At 44.7% G+C, this 14,933-nt stretch carries 13 protein-coding genes; 1 reads left to right on the top strand and 12 read right to left on the bottom strand.

Annotated features, from left to right (window positions below; translation table 11 throughout):
* Window positions 1-53: 53 nt before the first annotated feature.
* The 11 genes from ACWPOD_RS09080 to ACWPOD_RS09030 form a co-directional block, all read right to left on the bottom strand.
* Entirely contained in the window at window positions 54-1,418 is a 1,365-nt protein-coding gene (locus ACWPOD_RS09080; RefSeq protein ID WP_006742945.1) for an O-antigen ligase family protein, read from the bottom strand.
* A complete protein-coding gene (locus tag ACWPOD_RS09075; protein ID WP_074191435.1) occupies window positions 1,415-2,845 on the bottom strand; it encodes a lipopolysaccharide biosynthesis protein in 1,431 nt (476 codons plus the stop codon). The genes ACWPOD_RS09080 and ACWPOD_RS09075 overlap by 4 nt, the downstream gene beginning before the upstream one ends.
* Window positions 2,838-4,010, bottom strand: a complete 1,173-nt coding sequence (locus ACWPOD_RS09070; protein WP_053807391.1) for a glycosyltransferase family 4 protein — start codon at window positions 4,008-4,010, stop codon at window positions 2,838-2,840. The genes ACWPOD_RS09075 and ACWPOD_RS09070 overlap by 8 nt, the downstream gene beginning before the upstream one ends.
* A gap of 11 nt (window positions 4,011-4,021) precedes the next feature.
* The gene (locus tag ACWPOD_RS09065; RefSeq protein WP_053807392.1) at window positions 4,022-5,206 is read right to left on the bottom strand and encodes a glycosyltransferase; all 1,185 of its coding nucleotides are present in this window, start codon (window positions 5,204-5,206) and stop codon (window positions 4,022-4,024) included.
* 155 nt (window positions 5,207-5,361) lie between these two features.
* Entirely contained in the window at window positions 5,362-6,432 is a 1,071-nt protein-coding gene (locus tag ACWPOD_RS09060) for a glycosyltransferase family 4 protein (protein WP_243327258.1), read from the bottom strand.
* The gene (locus ACWPOD_RS09055; protein ID WP_150918671.1) at window positions 6,407-7,930 is read right to left on the bottom strand and encodes a sigma-54-dependent transcriptional regulator; all 1,524 of its coding nucleotides are present in this window, start codon (window positions 7,928-7,930) and stop codon (window positions 6,407-6,409) included. The genes ACWPOD_RS09060 and ACWPOD_RS09055 overlap by 26 nt, the downstream gene beginning before the upstream one ends.
* Window positions 7,931-8,206: 276 nt before the next feature.
* Window positions 8,207-8,587, bottom strand: coding sequence for an Hpt domain-containing protein (locus ACWPOD_RS09050; protein ID WP_012841848.1), 381 nt, complete (start codon window positions 8,585-8,587; stop codon window positions 8,207-8,209).
* Between the two features lie 11 nt (window positions 8,588-8,598).
* The gene (locus ACWPOD_RS09045) at window positions 8,599-9,285 is read right to left on the bottom strand and encodes an AAA family ATPase (protein WP_225461665.1); all 687 of its coding nucleotides are present in this window, start codon (window positions 9,283-9,285) and stop codon (window positions 8,599-8,601) included.
* Window positions 9,285-11,387, bottom strand: coding sequence for an SLBB domain-containing protein (locus ACWPOD_RS09040; RefSeq protein ID WP_114322354.1), 2,103 nt, complete (start codon window positions 11,385-11,387; stop codon window positions 9,285-9,287). Before ACWPOD_RS09040 ends, ACWPOD_RS09045 begins: the two co-directional genes overlap by 1 nt.
* Window positions 11,384-12,250, bottom strand: a complete 867-nt coding sequence (locus ACWPOD_RS09035) for an OmpA family protein (protein WP_243327260.1) — start codon at window positions 12,248-12,250, stop codon at window positions 11,384-11,386. The genes ACWPOD_RS09040 and ACWPOD_RS09035 overlap by 4 nt, the downstream gene beginning before the upstream one ends.
* A 26-nt stretch (window positions 12,251-12,276) precedes the next feature.
* Entirely contained in the window at window positions 12,277-12,597 is a 321-nt protein-coding gene (locus tag ACWPOD_RS09030) for an STAS domain-containing protein (RefSeq protein WP_005394270.1), read from the bottom strand.
* Window positions 12,598-13,020: 423 nt separating this feature from the next.
* On the opposite strand from ACWPOD_RS09030, the gene ACWPOD_RS09025 reads away from it, so the two are divergent.
* Window positions 13,021-13,866, top strand: coding sequence for a DNA ligase (locus ACWPOD_RS09025; protein WP_046875255.1), 846 nt, complete (start codon window positions 13,021-13,023; stop codon window positions 13,864-13,866).
* Between the two features lie 12 nt (window positions 13,867-13,878).
* Here the strand turns inward: ACWPOD_RS09025 and ACWPOD_RS09020 are convergent, their stop codons facing one another.
* Window positions 13,879-14,880, bottom strand: a complete 1,002-nt coding sequence (locus ACWPOD_RS09020) for a DUF3080 domain-containing protein (RefSeq protein WP_243327261.1) — start codon at window positions 14,878-14,880, stop codon at window positions 13,879-13,881.
* Between the last annotated feature and the right edge of the window lie 53 nt (window positions 14,881-14,933).

Here is a 14,933-nt window from a genome sequence, read left to right as displayed (position 1 = left end):
AAGGAATTATTTGTTATAAAACAGGTAATTAGACTTTCTATTGGTATTTGAAATTAGGGTTTCTCATTTTGACAATCACTTTGAACGATTCGGCTAACGACAACCGTTAATGCTGCCAGAATGTAAATTGGCCAAGTGAAACCTTGAGTGAGGAAAGTGCCTGATACGATGGTCCCGATCAGCCCACTTAAGACTGCGTTTGCTCCAACAGAGAGGGTGTAATCCGATGTTGGCGTCAGTAGTGAAATAGAATGCAAAGAGGTTCGAATCAATGACACAATCAATGTAATGAACACAGCTAGTCCAACAAACCCTGTTTCTGCTAATACGCCAAACCAAGTACTGTGTACGGCGTGATTGATACCATCCCAGTGAGGGCTATAGAAATAGTAATTGAAATAGAAATTATCAAGCCCAACCCCAGTTAACGGATGGTGGAGAGCCATTTTAAATGCGGCTTCCCACGCGTAAAGTCGCCCCATCGCAGAGGCATCTATACCATCCTCGGCTGCGCCACCAGATTCTCGCCCTGAGATACCAGCAAATGCGTAGAGTACGATGGCTGCGACGGCGCCTAGTACTAAGACTAACGTTTTGCTTTTGATGTGCTTAAAGGCAAAGTACGCAAATACCGATAGAGAGCCTAACAAGCCCCCGCGGCTTTGTGTCTCAATAATCGCAAAAAACAACACCAAACAGGTAACAAGTGCGAAGAGTCGGAGATGCTTAGGTGAACGTTTCTCCATCAACTGACTAACAGTAAAGGCGAGGGGAAACATTAATACCAGCGCCAAGTCGTTCGGATCGCCGAGTACTGAACCTATGGAGCGTCCAATCGATACGCGCGTTCCTTCGACTAAATCAATGCCATTCGCTGCGTTTTGTAATGCGACTAAACCAATCAACAATCCGGCGAAAATTATTGCTTTCGACATTTGTGCCAACTGAGCAGGCTTGGTAATAAGCCAGGTGATCGCCAATGTCATAATGATGATTTTCCAATAGGTATTTTTGAAAACTGTAATGGCAATGTCACGACTGGAGGCAAAGACGATGCCGATGATCACCAACCCCCAAAATATGCACAGCCATTTTAATGAAGGGTGCCAAAAAGCAGTAAGCTGGCGACTTATCAAAAGGTGGAAAGCAAGTGCGGCCAGTGCCCCCAATGATAGTAGCAATGGGATTTTAAAGTTATAGATAACGGGAAACGCTTCATGAATACGAAAGAATGAAAAAATAACGAACAGCGTGACGAGCCAAAACGTTTGGTTGAGAACGAACAGTAAAGCCAGCGGGGCGAAACATAGTGCGACAATTAAAATAGGGTGAGGCATAACAATCCAAAGCAGGCCGATACAGACGGTAATCGTCAGCGCTGCGATGGACTGCTTTCTTCTCACCTTGGTTTCAGTCATAACGAGTATCTCTTCACCTGTCCACGCCATTTCACCATGTATCGAGTGAGCGCATTTAGCGTCTCTTTACTCATATAGCGAGTGGCTATCCCTGCCAGCAAAGTGCATGTCAAAATGCAAATTGCGATGGCGATGCCTATTGATTGTGAAGAGTGAAGCAGGAACAGTGCCACACCGGAGATAATCTGCAATAAAACCATCAGACTTAGGTGAAAAGGCAACGACATGCATTGTTGGCCTACCACATAAGTAAGGCCAAGCTTACACAGTTGAGCGTAATAAAGCGCAATGAAAACTCCATAGATACCCAGGGACGATAGGCCAAACAGCAAAGCAATTGCAACGCATGCAGAGACGACATTAATACCCAGTAACCAGCGAGTACGACGCTTGTACAAAATGGAAATATTAATGAGTTCGCTCCACTCTTTTAGCATAGCGATAGGCAGTAAGAACAAGCTGAACAGTACCGCCTCATGATAGGTTTCTGGTAACAGGTAAGTGATCATCACCATTGCTAATGTGCCGACTGCAACACTTAAACCGGTAATGTAAATCATGCCTAGATGAGTGATGCGCATAGCTTCTGTACTCTTACGCGCTTCTAGGTAATTAAATCGACGTGGCATCCACCACATGCCAAATGGCTGAACTAAAATACACATGCCAACCGCAAATTTTACGGCTATCGCGTAAATCCCTAATGTCGCAAGGGAGGCGTTCGCGCCGATGAACCAGCGTTCAGCGCCATTGAGACAAAACGCAACCAATCCAGCCATCATCATTGGCAGACAGTAATTTAGATATTGTTTCGCCACTGTCAGATTTGGCAGAGTCATGCTGTAGCGGTTAATGATGTGCAGCCAGACAAACTGAGTAATAGCAGCCAACAAGCCACCCCATAAAACAGAAATAACATGTGGGTGAACAGACAGTGCCGTGATGATGAAAATGACCTGAAAAACAGTGGTAGTCACCATGACGTTAAGTAGGGTTCTTGCTTTGTCGTCCTGTGTTCTCAACCAAGCTGTGCCGATTGCGATACTGCCTTCTAGAACGATAGCAAACATAACAATAGCAAACTCGACTCTCGTAAAAGGTGCAGGAATAGGCGCGAGCATAATGATAGCGAGTAGGCATAAAGCCACGATGCCAGCGATGAATAAAGCAAGTGAGTACAGCTGGTTTAGTAGGCTTGTGCGCGTATTTTGATCCTTTTCAACCCCGACGAATCGATACAGCGCTTCATGCAACGCGAAACTGACGAATAAGGTTGTGACAACGCCAAAGGTGGTAAGCAGTTCAAGCTTGCCCATTTGTTCTGGTGAGAGAAAGTGGGGCAATACAGGCAGCATGATTAGGCTGATGCTTTTGTTTATCACTAACGCGATAGCGAACAGCGACATATTGGTCATTGCTTTAGACATGGTCATATCCTTTGATGTATCGCGGTGTTTTGAGTTTACAATCGCCATTCGGTGCGGATTCTGCTGCAAGGTGCTGAGCGATTGGCAGATAACAACGTTCGGCCGTATAAAGTTGAGAAACGTTGAGTGCTTCGATACCCATTGTCACTTTCATCCATGGAGACTCATTCAAAAGGCGAATTGCGTTATGTAACGACGCCACATTGTTTGGTGTGTACTTGATGCAATTGCGGCCATGCGTCAATACGCGATCCCAGTAGCTATCATCATGTGGGATGACGATGCACATGCCTGCTGCGAGAGCTTCTAAAATGGATAATCCAAAAGGTTCGTTAACACTGGTGGAAACAAACACACCACACTGAGAGCGTAGGTCATCGAGGTTATCTGGGCATTCATGCCATTCAACACCTTTTGTGGTGAAGTCTGGTGTTGAATATTCCACACCTGCCACATTTGGTTTGATGTAACACACGGTAGATTTGATCTCTTTTGTCTTATCAAGTGTTAAAGCATCAAGAAAAAGATCGATGTTCTTCCATTTTAGTAAGCTGGCCGCCCAGAAGACGCGGTTTGAAATCGGATTTGCTTGTTTTGGCCAGCGGTCTCTCGATAGTCCGTTAACAAACGTAGACGCATTCAAACCACACCAATAGCGTTCAGTAGCTGGCTTCTCTGTTTTGAGGTAGACCTGTAAGGCCTCTAGCATCGATTCTCGGGTGTTTGCCAAGTAATAAATTGCGGATGCTTTTACCAAGCAGTAGCCGGAAGATCTTGAACGACCAATTGGACCATGAACCATTTGTACCACAGGCTTTTTGCTGATTAATCTCAGTAAGTACAAAGGCATATCATTACTCGGGCAAGATAGACCTAAAAAGCTATCTATCTTTGGTAGTTTCATGCACGAAAAAATCAGTTGGATAAAGTAATACGCGTTCATTAACCAGTAAGTGATGCCATGAGTGGAGCTCAGTGGTGATGGTTTGATTTTGATAATCTGCACACGAGGCGTATCACTAAGCAGTGACTCCCAATGTTCTGGATTCGTGGTCAGCAGATAACCAATTACGTTCAGTTTATCGCACTGTTTGAGGAGCTCTGCATTCGCAATCTTAGAACCACCTTGCATTGGGATGGCGTCGAACATTAATACACGTTTCATGACTGGGCTCCTCAATTGATACTCAACCAGCGTGAAAGAGGCTTCATGCAGTGAGTCATTGGCATTGGTGTAATACTGTTGTTCTCAAGCTCACCTTCATAAATACGTTCAATGGCGCTTATAGATGCTGCAGTCGTGAGGTTTTGGCTAGCATGAAGATAGGCGTTTTCAGCTAGCTTGTTTCTTAGAGCTACATCTTGCATGACTTGTTGGATAGCGTTTAATAAGCCTGCCATTCCGCGATTCTGGTACAGTAGCGCAGAGTGATTATGCTCGAACAACTCAGGGATGCCTCCTGTTTTAGGAGCCACGATAGGCAGCTGAGCTAAAGCCGCTTCCCCGAGCACGAGACCAAACGCCTCTTCATAGGCGCCGCTAATAAAAGCGTCTGCATTCCCAGACATCCATGCACCAGCATTGCTTTTTTCCCCGACAAAGTGGACTCTGTCTTGGATACCGAGATCCGAAGCAAGTTGTTGCAATGTTTCTCTTTCCTCGCCATCGCCAACGATAACAAGATGAGGATTATCGTGATGGTAATTGTGCATGCGCATAGCGCGAATAAGGCGGTCGAATCCTTTTCTTTTAATCAACGAACCTACCGAGAGAAAGGTAAACGCTTGTGGAGGTATTCCGAGGTGAGCCTTGATATCAATGGGCGTATCAGAGTCTTGAAGCGATACACCGTTGTGCACAACATAAAGCTGGTCTTCTGGGTAACCGTCCTGAATAATTTCACGACCGACATCTTTACTAACGCAAATCAATTTTGGGGAGAGGTGTAGCCCAAGAGAGAAGCGATCTCGCAATGTATAGTGACAATGAAGTTGGGTGACAAGTGGGATGTGATTCATGCGTGCAGCCAAACACATCCATTGACAAGGGCCACCGCTATTAACGTGTACCAAGTCGATATTGTGTTTTTCGATCAGTGCTGAGCCTTGTTTGATAAGGCTATTCCATCCGCTAATATCCCAGCGAGGCGCACTCCAGCCACCAACGAGATTGAAAACAGAATGTTCCGCTTCAATTCCGAGCGATTGACACTTATCGATTAGTGGCTGGCAGTTTGACCACACGAATGGCTCAAACTTATCACGGTCAATCCCTGAGATGAGATCCAGAAGTACCACTTCACTGCCGCGAATCCAGTTATCACCATAATGAACATATAGAATGCGTTTTGGAGTAGTCATAAGTCACCTCTGTCTCATCATTAACTTGTGTTAACTGCTGAGTTGCAACAGAGATGCCAAAATATGCCATTAGTTTATGTGTTTGAATATTATTAGATATTTGTGCTTGGCCTTAAGGGGGTAAGCAATATTCTCATATTGAGAACCAATATGGCTTATTGCTCCGTTTCAATTTGATATTTTCGTAGCAATACAGGAATAACGTTTTGCGCCGAGAAATCATCAATAATGGTCTGCCGAGCGTTTTGACGAATGTGAGATTGCTGCACTTCATCAAGAGACATCCAATGTTTAAGGCATTGAGCGAGAGATGGGACGTCATCGACAATAAAGCCATTTTCGCCAGTTTGGATAATATCGGGCAAGCGACCCACGCGTAGGCTCATCACGACTATTCCTCTAGCCATTGCTTCAAGCGCCGCCATAGGCAGGCCTTCATAGCGAGAAGAAATTACCAGCACGCCAATGTTTTTCCAAACGGTCTCCATTTCAGTTTGATGACCGAAAAATGTCACATTTGAAGGGGCAATTTGGGCGAGTGATTCTCTTTCTGGTCCATCACCGAAAACACTAAAATGCAGTGTTGGGCAGAGCTTAGCTACTTCGATAAATTGGTCGGCACCTTTTTCTTGGCTCAATCGGCCGACGAAAGCGATTTCTTGATAGTTGAGATTACGATCGGGAATCGAAACAAAGTTATTCAGCAGTTCCGAAGGGAAAATGACTTTGCGCTGAATGCTTGGGCTGACGGAAAAGCAGTGGTTAGAGAGGTAGCCTGAACTTCTATCAAGCCAATCATAGAGCCACATTTTGCCCGAGGATGATTCTCCTGCATGATAAGTTGAAATCAAGCGAGGAAATGTGCGCGTGAGTAGCTTGGCACAGCGCGCTAAGATTGACGCTTTGTAACCGTGGGAGTGAATGACCGATGGTTGGTGATTGGCGACCGCGCTTGTTAGGTGTTTGATCTTTAATGCCTTATGTGGCTCACCAGACAAATGGTTCAAGTAACTCACAGGGATGGTGGATTCTTCTGCTTTCTCTACAATCTGTGCTGGTGGCGAGTACTCAGTCGTTAAGACAACACGTGCTTTGTGCCCAAATGTCATTAATCCACGAGCAAGCTCTATGACGTGACTTTCGATACCGCCAAACAGGCGGCTATCAAGAAAAATCCAAATTTCACCAACGTCAGGTTTCTCAAGATTGTTCGAGATTAATTTCATCCGCTTCCCACGCTTGTTTTTTTCGGTAAACCGTAGATGGGCTTAGCTCCAGCATTACGGCGGCATTGAGAACGTTGCCATCACAGTATGCGATTGCGTTTTGAATCGCCTCGCGTTCCACTTGCCACATAGGGCGAATGGTTCCATCAGAGTTAAAGTACGGCGAGGCAGCCGCTGAGGATTGTATGTTAGGTTCCGGTGTCGGTATTGACGGTTCTCTAGCGGGGGCCAACTGTTCCTCAACATACACAGGTTGGGATGTTATTGTTGTAGGGTTTGCTGGCTCTTGAGTTACATGTGCGGGAGTGGATGTTCTCGCTGTTTTAGACTTTCTAGTCAGTTGAGCGGGTAGGTGATTCAGCGTGACTTTTTCGTCATTATTAAGCACCACAATGTTACGTATGATGTTTTGCAATTGCCTTACATTACCCGGCCATTCGTAGTGCTTGATGATATGTTGAGCTTCGCTGTCGATTGTTGAGAATTTCTTTTTGTCCTGTTTAGCATAAGTGGTCAAAAAGTGCTTGGCTAACGTGACGATGTCACTTCCTCGCTCACGTAGGGGGGGCATATCGATAGGTATTACGTGTACGCGGTAATACAAATCTTCACGAAAACGACCTTCTTCCACTTCTGTTAATGGATCTCGGTTGGTGGCACAAATGATTCGGACATCCACCTTCATCTCTCGAGTTCCACCAAGCGGTGTGTAGGTTCCTGTTTGAAGAAAACGGAGCAACTTCTTTTGCATCTCAAGTTCCATTTCACACAGTTCATCGAGAAAAAGCGTTCCACCGTGAGCCAGCGTCGCAGCACCTTTTCGGTCTGTTGTGGCTCCGGTAAATGCGCCTTTAACGTGGCCAAAAATCTCACTTTCCATTAAATCTCGGGGGATGGCCCCGCAGTTAATAGCAATAAAAGGCTTGTCTTTACGATCGCTCTGACGGTGCACGGCTTCAGCACAAACTTCTTTACCTGTGCCGCTTTCACCCACAATAAAGACACTGGCAGATGTTGGAGCAACGGCATCAATGGTTTTATATACCGCCTGCATTGGAAGACTTGAACCGATAAATCCGTGATAGTTATGGCGATCAAACTTGGACTGAATGTTTTCTACTAAATCTTCCAGTTTGGCGCGTTTGAGGTGCAATGCAACAGAAGTTTTTAGGCGATCAGCGTTAATAGGTTTTTCTAAGAAATCTTCCGCGCCTTTTTGAATTAGGTTAACGGCTAAGTCTACGCTGCCATGCGCTGTAGCAATAATAACGGAGGTAGGAATGTCATTCTGGTTGATCCAATCCAACACGTCTTCACCAGACATATCGGGCAGTTTCAAATCGAGAATGATGAGCTGAGGTTTGCTTCTTTCAATAAATTGAATTGCTTCGCGACCTGTTTCGACATGAAAAATGTCATAAGGTTCGTCTTTGACATACTGCTTATAAAGTATGGCTAGTGAAGTAGAGTCTTCTACCAGTAACACCCTTGGTCTCATAGTCCTATCCCAACGTAGTTCGTTTCACTTTTATGATTTTTGTCAGCACTATTATTTGTATTTGGCGTGATGAGCGAGTTATATGACTTAGTGCTCTCTAGTACTGAATATTCTCAATTTGAGAAAAGCGTTATCTAAGTATTAGCACAAGGTGGGAAATTTGCGAAAAATCCATACTTTTTAATTGATTAAGTTAAATTGTAAATGTCTTAGATGATATCGGCATCGCACTTTAATAAGTGCGATGATTCATAAGATAATTTATTATTGAAACGGTTACTCGAACCCTTGATCTTTTCGCTTTTCTAGCGCGTCAAACGATTCAATTGCCAGCTGGGAAAGAGACTCACAGAGAGCCAATGCTTCTAGTGTTTTCCCTTCCACACAATATTTCTCAATCATTCTTGCTTGTCTGGAAAGCGTTCGGTTACCTAAAGCAAGGGCAGAGCTGCCGAGTGTATGAACTTCGAACTCTAATGTTTGGAGGTCTTTCGCGCTTAATGCTTGCTCTATTTTCTCCATGCGCTCTCGTGACTCTTCAATATAGTGTTCAATCAGCGTAGGGATGATTTCGGCGCACGTATCTTTGATCATTTGCTGGAGAATGTGTTCATCCACCAGTTCCTGTTCGATAGTCGGTGTGTTATTTGCAGTCATATTGGCGCTCCCTATAACATAAACAGTTCACTTTTCTTAATTTGTTGAGATATCTTTTCTTTCCACTTTTTGGGTAAAAAGCGTAGCTTGGAAACTTGTCGGATCAACTCATCTTTCAGGCTAGGTGTATGCTTCATATTCAGCACGGAACCAATCAAATTCGCATCGCTAGCATCAAGTAGTTTTTTGGCTTGTTCGAGTTGGGTTGCCGTCGTAGAGCCATAATGTGCGACTAATAAGGTGGCATCACATACGCCCGCAATCACTTGAGGGGCAATATTACTTCGGTTGACACTCAGAAGTGGAGATGTGTCTATCACGACGCGCTCGTATTGCGTTAACCACTCTGCAATATTGTGCTTCAGCATTGTCGGGTCTCGGTACGCCAATTGAGTGCTGGCGAGAGATGGAGCAGGGAGACCGACTAAGGTTTGATGCGTATTTTCTCTTGTGATCAGGTGGCCAACTTTTTCGGCATCATCAAACTCGTGAATGGTGCGATAAGCGGGCTTGAACAGGTTAAGATCCACATACAAAGTATTGTGCCCAGCTAAAACCAGACGCTCTGCTAGAGATGAAGCCACGGAAGTGACGCCGTCTTCAGACTTACAACCCACAACACAAATCGTTTTGTGGCCTTTCTGTTCACTCTGAAGATAAATTTGCTCAATCTCAGCGTGAGTGGCAGGAATAGTCATTACAACGCTCCTATTAACACGATGGTTGTGGTGATTTGTAAAATATCTCTTAATCCGGCTCTCGCTTTTTCAGCAAAGCTTTCGTCTTTATGTGGAATGTAAATAGTGTCGCCTGCACGGATGACTGGTAAATCATAAATGTTGGCGGTTTTGCTAAAGTTTACCAAATCAAATGTTCGAGCTTGGCCCTGGCAACAAGACATGTTGACCACACTGATTTTTTCAAGATACGCATTGTTAGTCGGGCCTCCTGCTTCGGCCAGCAGGTCAAGTACTGTCATGTTGTCATTAAATACATAGCGCCCAGGGTCTCTTACTTCACCTAATACACGCACGGTGGATTCTTTGGAGCGATCCAACCAGTTTTTGTTTTTTTCCGGAATGTAAATGGTATCGCCGGGACGAACGTGGGGCAGAATAGACTCATCGCCCGTTTCAAAGTACATCGACAAATTCAATTTACTCACTTTGGCATAGCCTAGGCCTCGGTGCGTCACACGAATATTGTGAATATCGGCATCCATTGTTGGTCCATCGGCGGCAGATAAAATATCCAGAAAGTGCATCTCTTCAGTAAAGCGATAGCGGCCAGGGGCATTGATTTGACCGAAAACATATATCGAGGCATCAGAGCTCTGGCTTACCCATTGCGATTTGTTGTCTGATGGATCGTCAGGTAATGCATGGACTCTTACTACCGTACCAGCTGAAACTCGGGGCAGATTCGATGTTGGTGAGCCATCTAAAATGTATTGATCTAAATCGAACTGTGTCATTTGACCATTATTGGCGACTTCAATTTTGGTGGTGTCAGCTCTACGTGTTGGGCCGCCAACATGCGCAAGCAGATCAATTAAATCCATTTCGTCTGACCATTCAATACGTCCCGGGCGCACGACTTCTCCCATCACAGCGACCGCTCGACTTGGCGCCACTTTTAGCCATGACTTCTCGTTGAAATCGGTTTTCTCAGGGACGAAAATCGCGTCTCCAGGTCCGACATTCGGCGGTCTAACCGAAGACAGCCCCTCGGTATGCGCGGTTAGGTCGAATTTGATGACCTTACCATCGGCTTTTATGACACGAATTTGGCGAGATTCTGCATAGCGAGTAGGCCCGCCTGCATTGGCGAGAATATCCATGAAGCTAGCGTCTTGCTTTCCTTCATACGCGCCAGGGTGGGCAACTTCACCCATGACATAAACCACATTTGCACCCGCTTTGATTTCTTCTTCCTGTTTTGGAACAAAGATGGTGGCACCCGGTAGGATTTCTGGTAGTAAGCTTTGATCACCCGTATCTAGATACTTTTTCAGATTAAACATGGTTGGGTTGTTATTTGTGATCACGCGAATTTGCTCAACACTGGCATATCGTGTTACGCCGCCAGCTCTCATCACGACATCAACGAGCGTGGTGTTCGGTTTGTAAGAGAATGAGCCGGGAGCATTCACTTCACCAAAGACTTTGATGGCACGAGCGGAGTCTGCGCTATCGCCTGAGTTCGCGAGTTTTGCTGCATCAAATTCTTGCTCAATATTCCCAACGAGTGGAGATGCTGGAACAAACAGTACGTCCAGCGATTCTAATTTCGGGAGTTGGCTATTATCACCAGTATCAAGGAAACGTTTGTAGTCAAACTCGATGTTTTTGTCGCCGCGTTTAACGATCATTTTATCGAGCTGAGCACCAGCGCGAAGGCCGCCAGCTTCGTATACAAACATTTGAATGTTGGAACCTGAAGGTAAGGTATATTCCCCGGGTTTGACCACGTAGCCTTGGACCGACACTAATAACTGTTGTTGTTTGATAAAGACTCGAGCGTTGTTTACGTCACGATACACTGTTTTTAGCGTTTCGATAATCACGTCTTGGAGCTGTTGCTCATTATATCCAGCAACAAATACAGGGCCGACTTCCGGTAAGTTAATACGCCCACGGCGATCGACTTGAAACCCTTTATTTAAAGAAGCTTCTCCAGGTAGGTTAATCTGAATTAAATCGCCGACCTTAACAGTATTGTTTTCATCAGCTGACGAAGTAGGTACCCAAGCGACCAAGCACAAAAGAACTAAGGTGATAAATGGTTTCATCGTGTTCATAGCGCACCTCCTACAGATAGATTGCGATTTACTGAGGTATCGCTATCTGAATTAGGGCTAATAACCTCGATGCTTACGCGGCGATTGGTTAAACGCACGGCAGGTGTTTCACCCTCGTAAAGCGGCAGGCTATCTCCCACAGATTTGGTGGTTACGCGTTCTGAAATGATGCCAAATACAGTCAGGTAACGCTTCACTTGTTCTGCACGCGCTTGAGCGAGTTTCTGGTTGTAATCTGGTGAGCCAGTGACATCGGCATGCCCAGTCACCACAAGAGTTAGGTTAGGGTGGTCACGTAAAATGTAGGCAGCTTCTGCCAAATGTCCCATGTACTTTGGATTAATTTCTGCTGAATCGACAGCAAATTGGTTATCAATATTGAGGAGTGCATAAATTTCAGCGACGACGTTCAAATCGCTACGCAATGCTTCAATATCATCGGGTGGCGTACAAGTGGTTTGGCTTAATACATAGTCGAGTTGCTGTTCAAGTTGGTTTAAACGTCGACGTTGAATCACCAGATCGTTAGCAGCATCGAGTAGAAGTCCGCCTTCTAGCTCACGTGCGATTCTGTTTTGCTTCTCAAGCGCTTGCACTACTGCTGCAGGAAAGCACCAGCGTGCGCCTTCTTGAATCAACGCGTCTAGGTGTAGCTTGGTGAGTTGCCAATCAAACCTCAACCCATGCTCTGGACCTAACGGCTCATCGGGCATGACTGGGGAAAACTGATAATTTTCAATTGAGATATCTTGATAGTTTTCCGCCAAGCCACCTTTTCCGTGGTCTGGGTAGTCAAACGACGAACAACCAAACATGCCGACAACAAGACCGCTTACTACATATCGTCGTATAAGATTTACCATGCCAACCTCCGTTTAAACCGGTATTTTTAGTGTCCTTTTGAGTTAACGGGAATAGCATGGTTAATACGAAGCAAGCTCATGATTTCTAAAGGTTGGCCTGATACGTTTTCAATACTCATGCTTCTTTCACGTTCAACTAGACGCTTATATAAGTAAACAATGGCACCAATCCCTGAAGAATCAAGAAATTGGACGTGCTGTAGGTTAATTTCGACTTCTTTGTGATGATTGTCGTGAATTACTTCATCAATGTGATGTTGTGCTTGTCGACAGCCACTTGCGTCTAAGTCACCAAAAAACTCAATGGCTAATTTGTCTTGATTAATTTCTAGTTTGCGTAATTCCATGACTCTATCTCCGTTTGTTTTCTCTACTTGGATATAGAGCAGGTAACGTGCCAGATTTAAATGCGTATAAAATCAGATGGTTATGATTTTTTGGTGGTGTCATTCAAATTGAGAAGGAATAGGTTCTCAATTTGAGAATCAAAAACGCATAGACAAACGGCTTGTTCAGGAGAGATGTCGAATTAATATCGAGCGCTAAAGCAAGAGTCTCACCGAGATTAGGTTGTGACTTGATTTGAGATTCACCCATCTTATTGTGAACAATGTGTAAATATTAAATGCAAAATCTGTCTAAAGTTTATGATTATCCTTGCAAATCATTACTTAAGTTGATTGTTCTGAGTCGAAGAATGACTAGTAACAAATAGGTCATCGAGAGGAGTTACGGTTCAATAAAGGCGCTTTTTTGTACAAGGTCTTCTTATGCCATTAAAAATGACATTAATCGCGCTGGCTGTTATGACAGCGTCTTCACAGCTTCAAGCTGATACTTCTCTCACGCCTCCAGTTTCTCTTGCGCAAAGCTATCAAGATGGTATCGATGTATCTGAATATTGGTATAGCGAAAAACTCGACGGCATTCGCGCCTATTGGACCGGACAACATCTTGTGACGAGAAATGGTAACCGAATCTACGCTCCAGATTGGTTTATCGATTCACTACCTGACTATCCGTTAGATGGTGAGCTATGGGCGGGACGAGGCAATTTTCATCTCGTACAACAAACGGTTTTGGATAAAACGCCTGTGGAGTCAGCTTGGCGAAACATTGATTTTATGATCTTTGATATGCCGTATTCTGCTGGTGATTACCGGAAGCGTTATTACAACATCAAAGACTTAGTGCTCGAAGTAGACCAACCTCATATCAAATATGTCGAACACCGAGCGATCCAAAATGAAGCTCACCTGTTTGCGCAATTGGATAAGATTTCAATATCCGATGGTGAAGGGGTGATGCTACGTAAGGTATCAAGCCGTTATCAAGCTGGACGTGGTAGTGATTTACTTAAACTGAAACGATACGCGGATGATGAAGCGCTAGTCGTGGGCTATAAGCCAGGCACGGGGCGTTTATTGGGTATGATGGGGGCGATGTTAGTTCGCTTACCAGATGGTACAGAGTTTTACATTGGTAGTGGGTTTACCGATGAAGTGCGTCGTCAGCCTCCGAAAATAGGTTCAACCGTCACGTTCAGGTACAACGGTTTTACTCATACCGGTAAGCCACGTTTTGCCCGATTCTTGCGTGAGAGGCTGAAGGAATAGAACGCTCTGCACTTACTCGTTGCCAACGGTTACGCCGCACCGCTTGAAGAGACCCTGCCAAAACTGAACGTGGTTTAGGGTTTCTTGTCTAAAGGTTTTGTGTGCCTCTTTTATACCATATTGATGACCATGAAGTTGCATACGCTTTTCTATCAAGATGGCACCGTCTTGAAGTTGCTGATAGGTACTGTCTAAATAGGCTAAGTAAGGTTGCACTTCTTCAACGTAAATAGATTGGAAGACATTTCTTAGGTAGCGGAACTGGGTCACGTCTCGGTTTGGCCCGCACAACACATTATTCTGATGTTGTTCAAGTAACTGAGTCGTAGCTTTGAGCCAGTGAGAAGCGTTTATCATCGAATAGTAAAGTCGTCCGATTAAACGAGATTTCTCTAGCTCTTCTTGATACTGCACAATCTCAATATCGGGCAGACGTGAAATGGCGCGATGAGGTAAGCCGTACATTTCACTGAAAAGGCGATAGACGTCGTTAATACGTGCAACATCATTTGGTGTTTCTTGAGGTAGCCAATCCGACGCCGTTAGCTGCTTTTGCATTGCATCACTCGCGAGTAGCAAGTTGTCAAGATGAGTACCTAAATGCTGCCACTTAGTCGAATAAAGCTTTGTTAATGTAGTACGTTCTTCATCGCTGAGCTGAAATTCGGATAGACATCGATTCATGACTCTTAAAAGGGCAGTTTGATAATCAAAATCATGAAATGCATCCTGCACCTTACCAAGTTGCGAGTTTTTCTCGGCAAGTAGATTGAATAATCCACACTGGCGTAATTGGTAGCTTTCTAGTAAACCAATCGATAGCCTTGGCAATGGCTCGAATAAGTCACGTTTTGCAGGTATGGTCACCGTAGATTGCGATTCGATTGGAAGAGTAGGAGCGTCCAACACATTGGCGACACGTTGGTGATACTTGTCAAACATGGCGTTTTCTGGGTTGAACCAGCTATCGCAACCGTTAAGAAACAAGACTAAGAACAATAAAATAGACCGCACAAATATCCTTTTCATAACTTCGTATTCGTCACCCAGAGAGCAGACTCTACTGA

The sequence above is a fragment of the Vibrio sp. JZG120 genome (assembly GCF_053890955.1).
The sequence above is the reverse complement of the archived record's forward strand: the minus strand, read 5'-3'. Positions and strand labels throughout refer to the sequence as shown.

Bases quoted from the DNA above. Each gene is read 5' to 3' on its own strand.
- ACWPOD_RS09080 (WP_006742945.1), bottom strand. From the start codon at position 1,418: ATGACTGAAACCAAGGTGAGAAGAAAGCAGTCCATCGCAGCGCTGACG.
- ACWPOD_RS09075 (WP_074191435.1), bottom strand. From the start codon at position 2,845: ATGTCTAAAGCAATGACCAATATGTCGCTGTTCGCTATCGCGTTAGTG.
- ACWPOD_RS09070 (WP_053807391.1), bottom strand. From the start codon at position 4,010: ATGAAACGTGTATTAATGTTCGACGCCATCCCAATGCAAGGTGGTTCT.
- ACWPOD_RS09065 (WP_053807392.1), bottom strand. From the start codon at position 5,206: ATGACTACTCCAAAACGCATTCTATATGTTCATTATGGTGATAACTGG.
- ACWPOD_RS09060 (WP_243327258.1), bottom strand. From the start codon at position 6,432: ATGAAATTAATCTCGAACAATCTTGAGAAACCTGACGTTGGTGAAATT.
- ACWPOD_RS09055 (WP_150918671.1), bottom strand. From the start codon at position 7,930: ATGAGACCAAGGGTGTTACTGGTAGAAGACTCTACTTCACTAGCCATA.
- ACWPOD_RS09050 (WP_012841848.1), bottom strand. From the start codon at position 8,587: ATGACTGCAAATAACACACCGACTATCGAACAGGAACTGGTGGATGAA.
- ACWPOD_RS09045 (WP_225461665.1), bottom strand. From the start codon at position 9,285: ATGACTATTCCTGCCACTCACGCTGAGATTGAGCAAATTTATCTTCAG.
- ACWPOD_RS09040 (WP_114322354.1), bottom strand. From the start codon at position 11,387: ATGAACACGATGAAACCATTTATCACCTTAGTTCTTTTGTGCTTGGTC.
- ACWPOD_RS09035 (WP_243327260.1), bottom strand. From the start codon at position 12,250: ATGGTAAATCTTATACGACGATATGTAGTAAGCGGTCTTGTTGTCGGC.
- ACWPOD_RS09030 (WP_005394270.1), bottom strand. From the start codon at position 12,597: ATGGAATTACGCAAACTAGAAATTAATCAAGACAAATTAGCCATTGAG.
- ACWPOD_RS09025 (WP_046875255.1), top strand. From the start codon at position 13,021: ATGCCATTAAAAATGACATTAATCGCGCTGGCTGTTATGACAGCGTCT.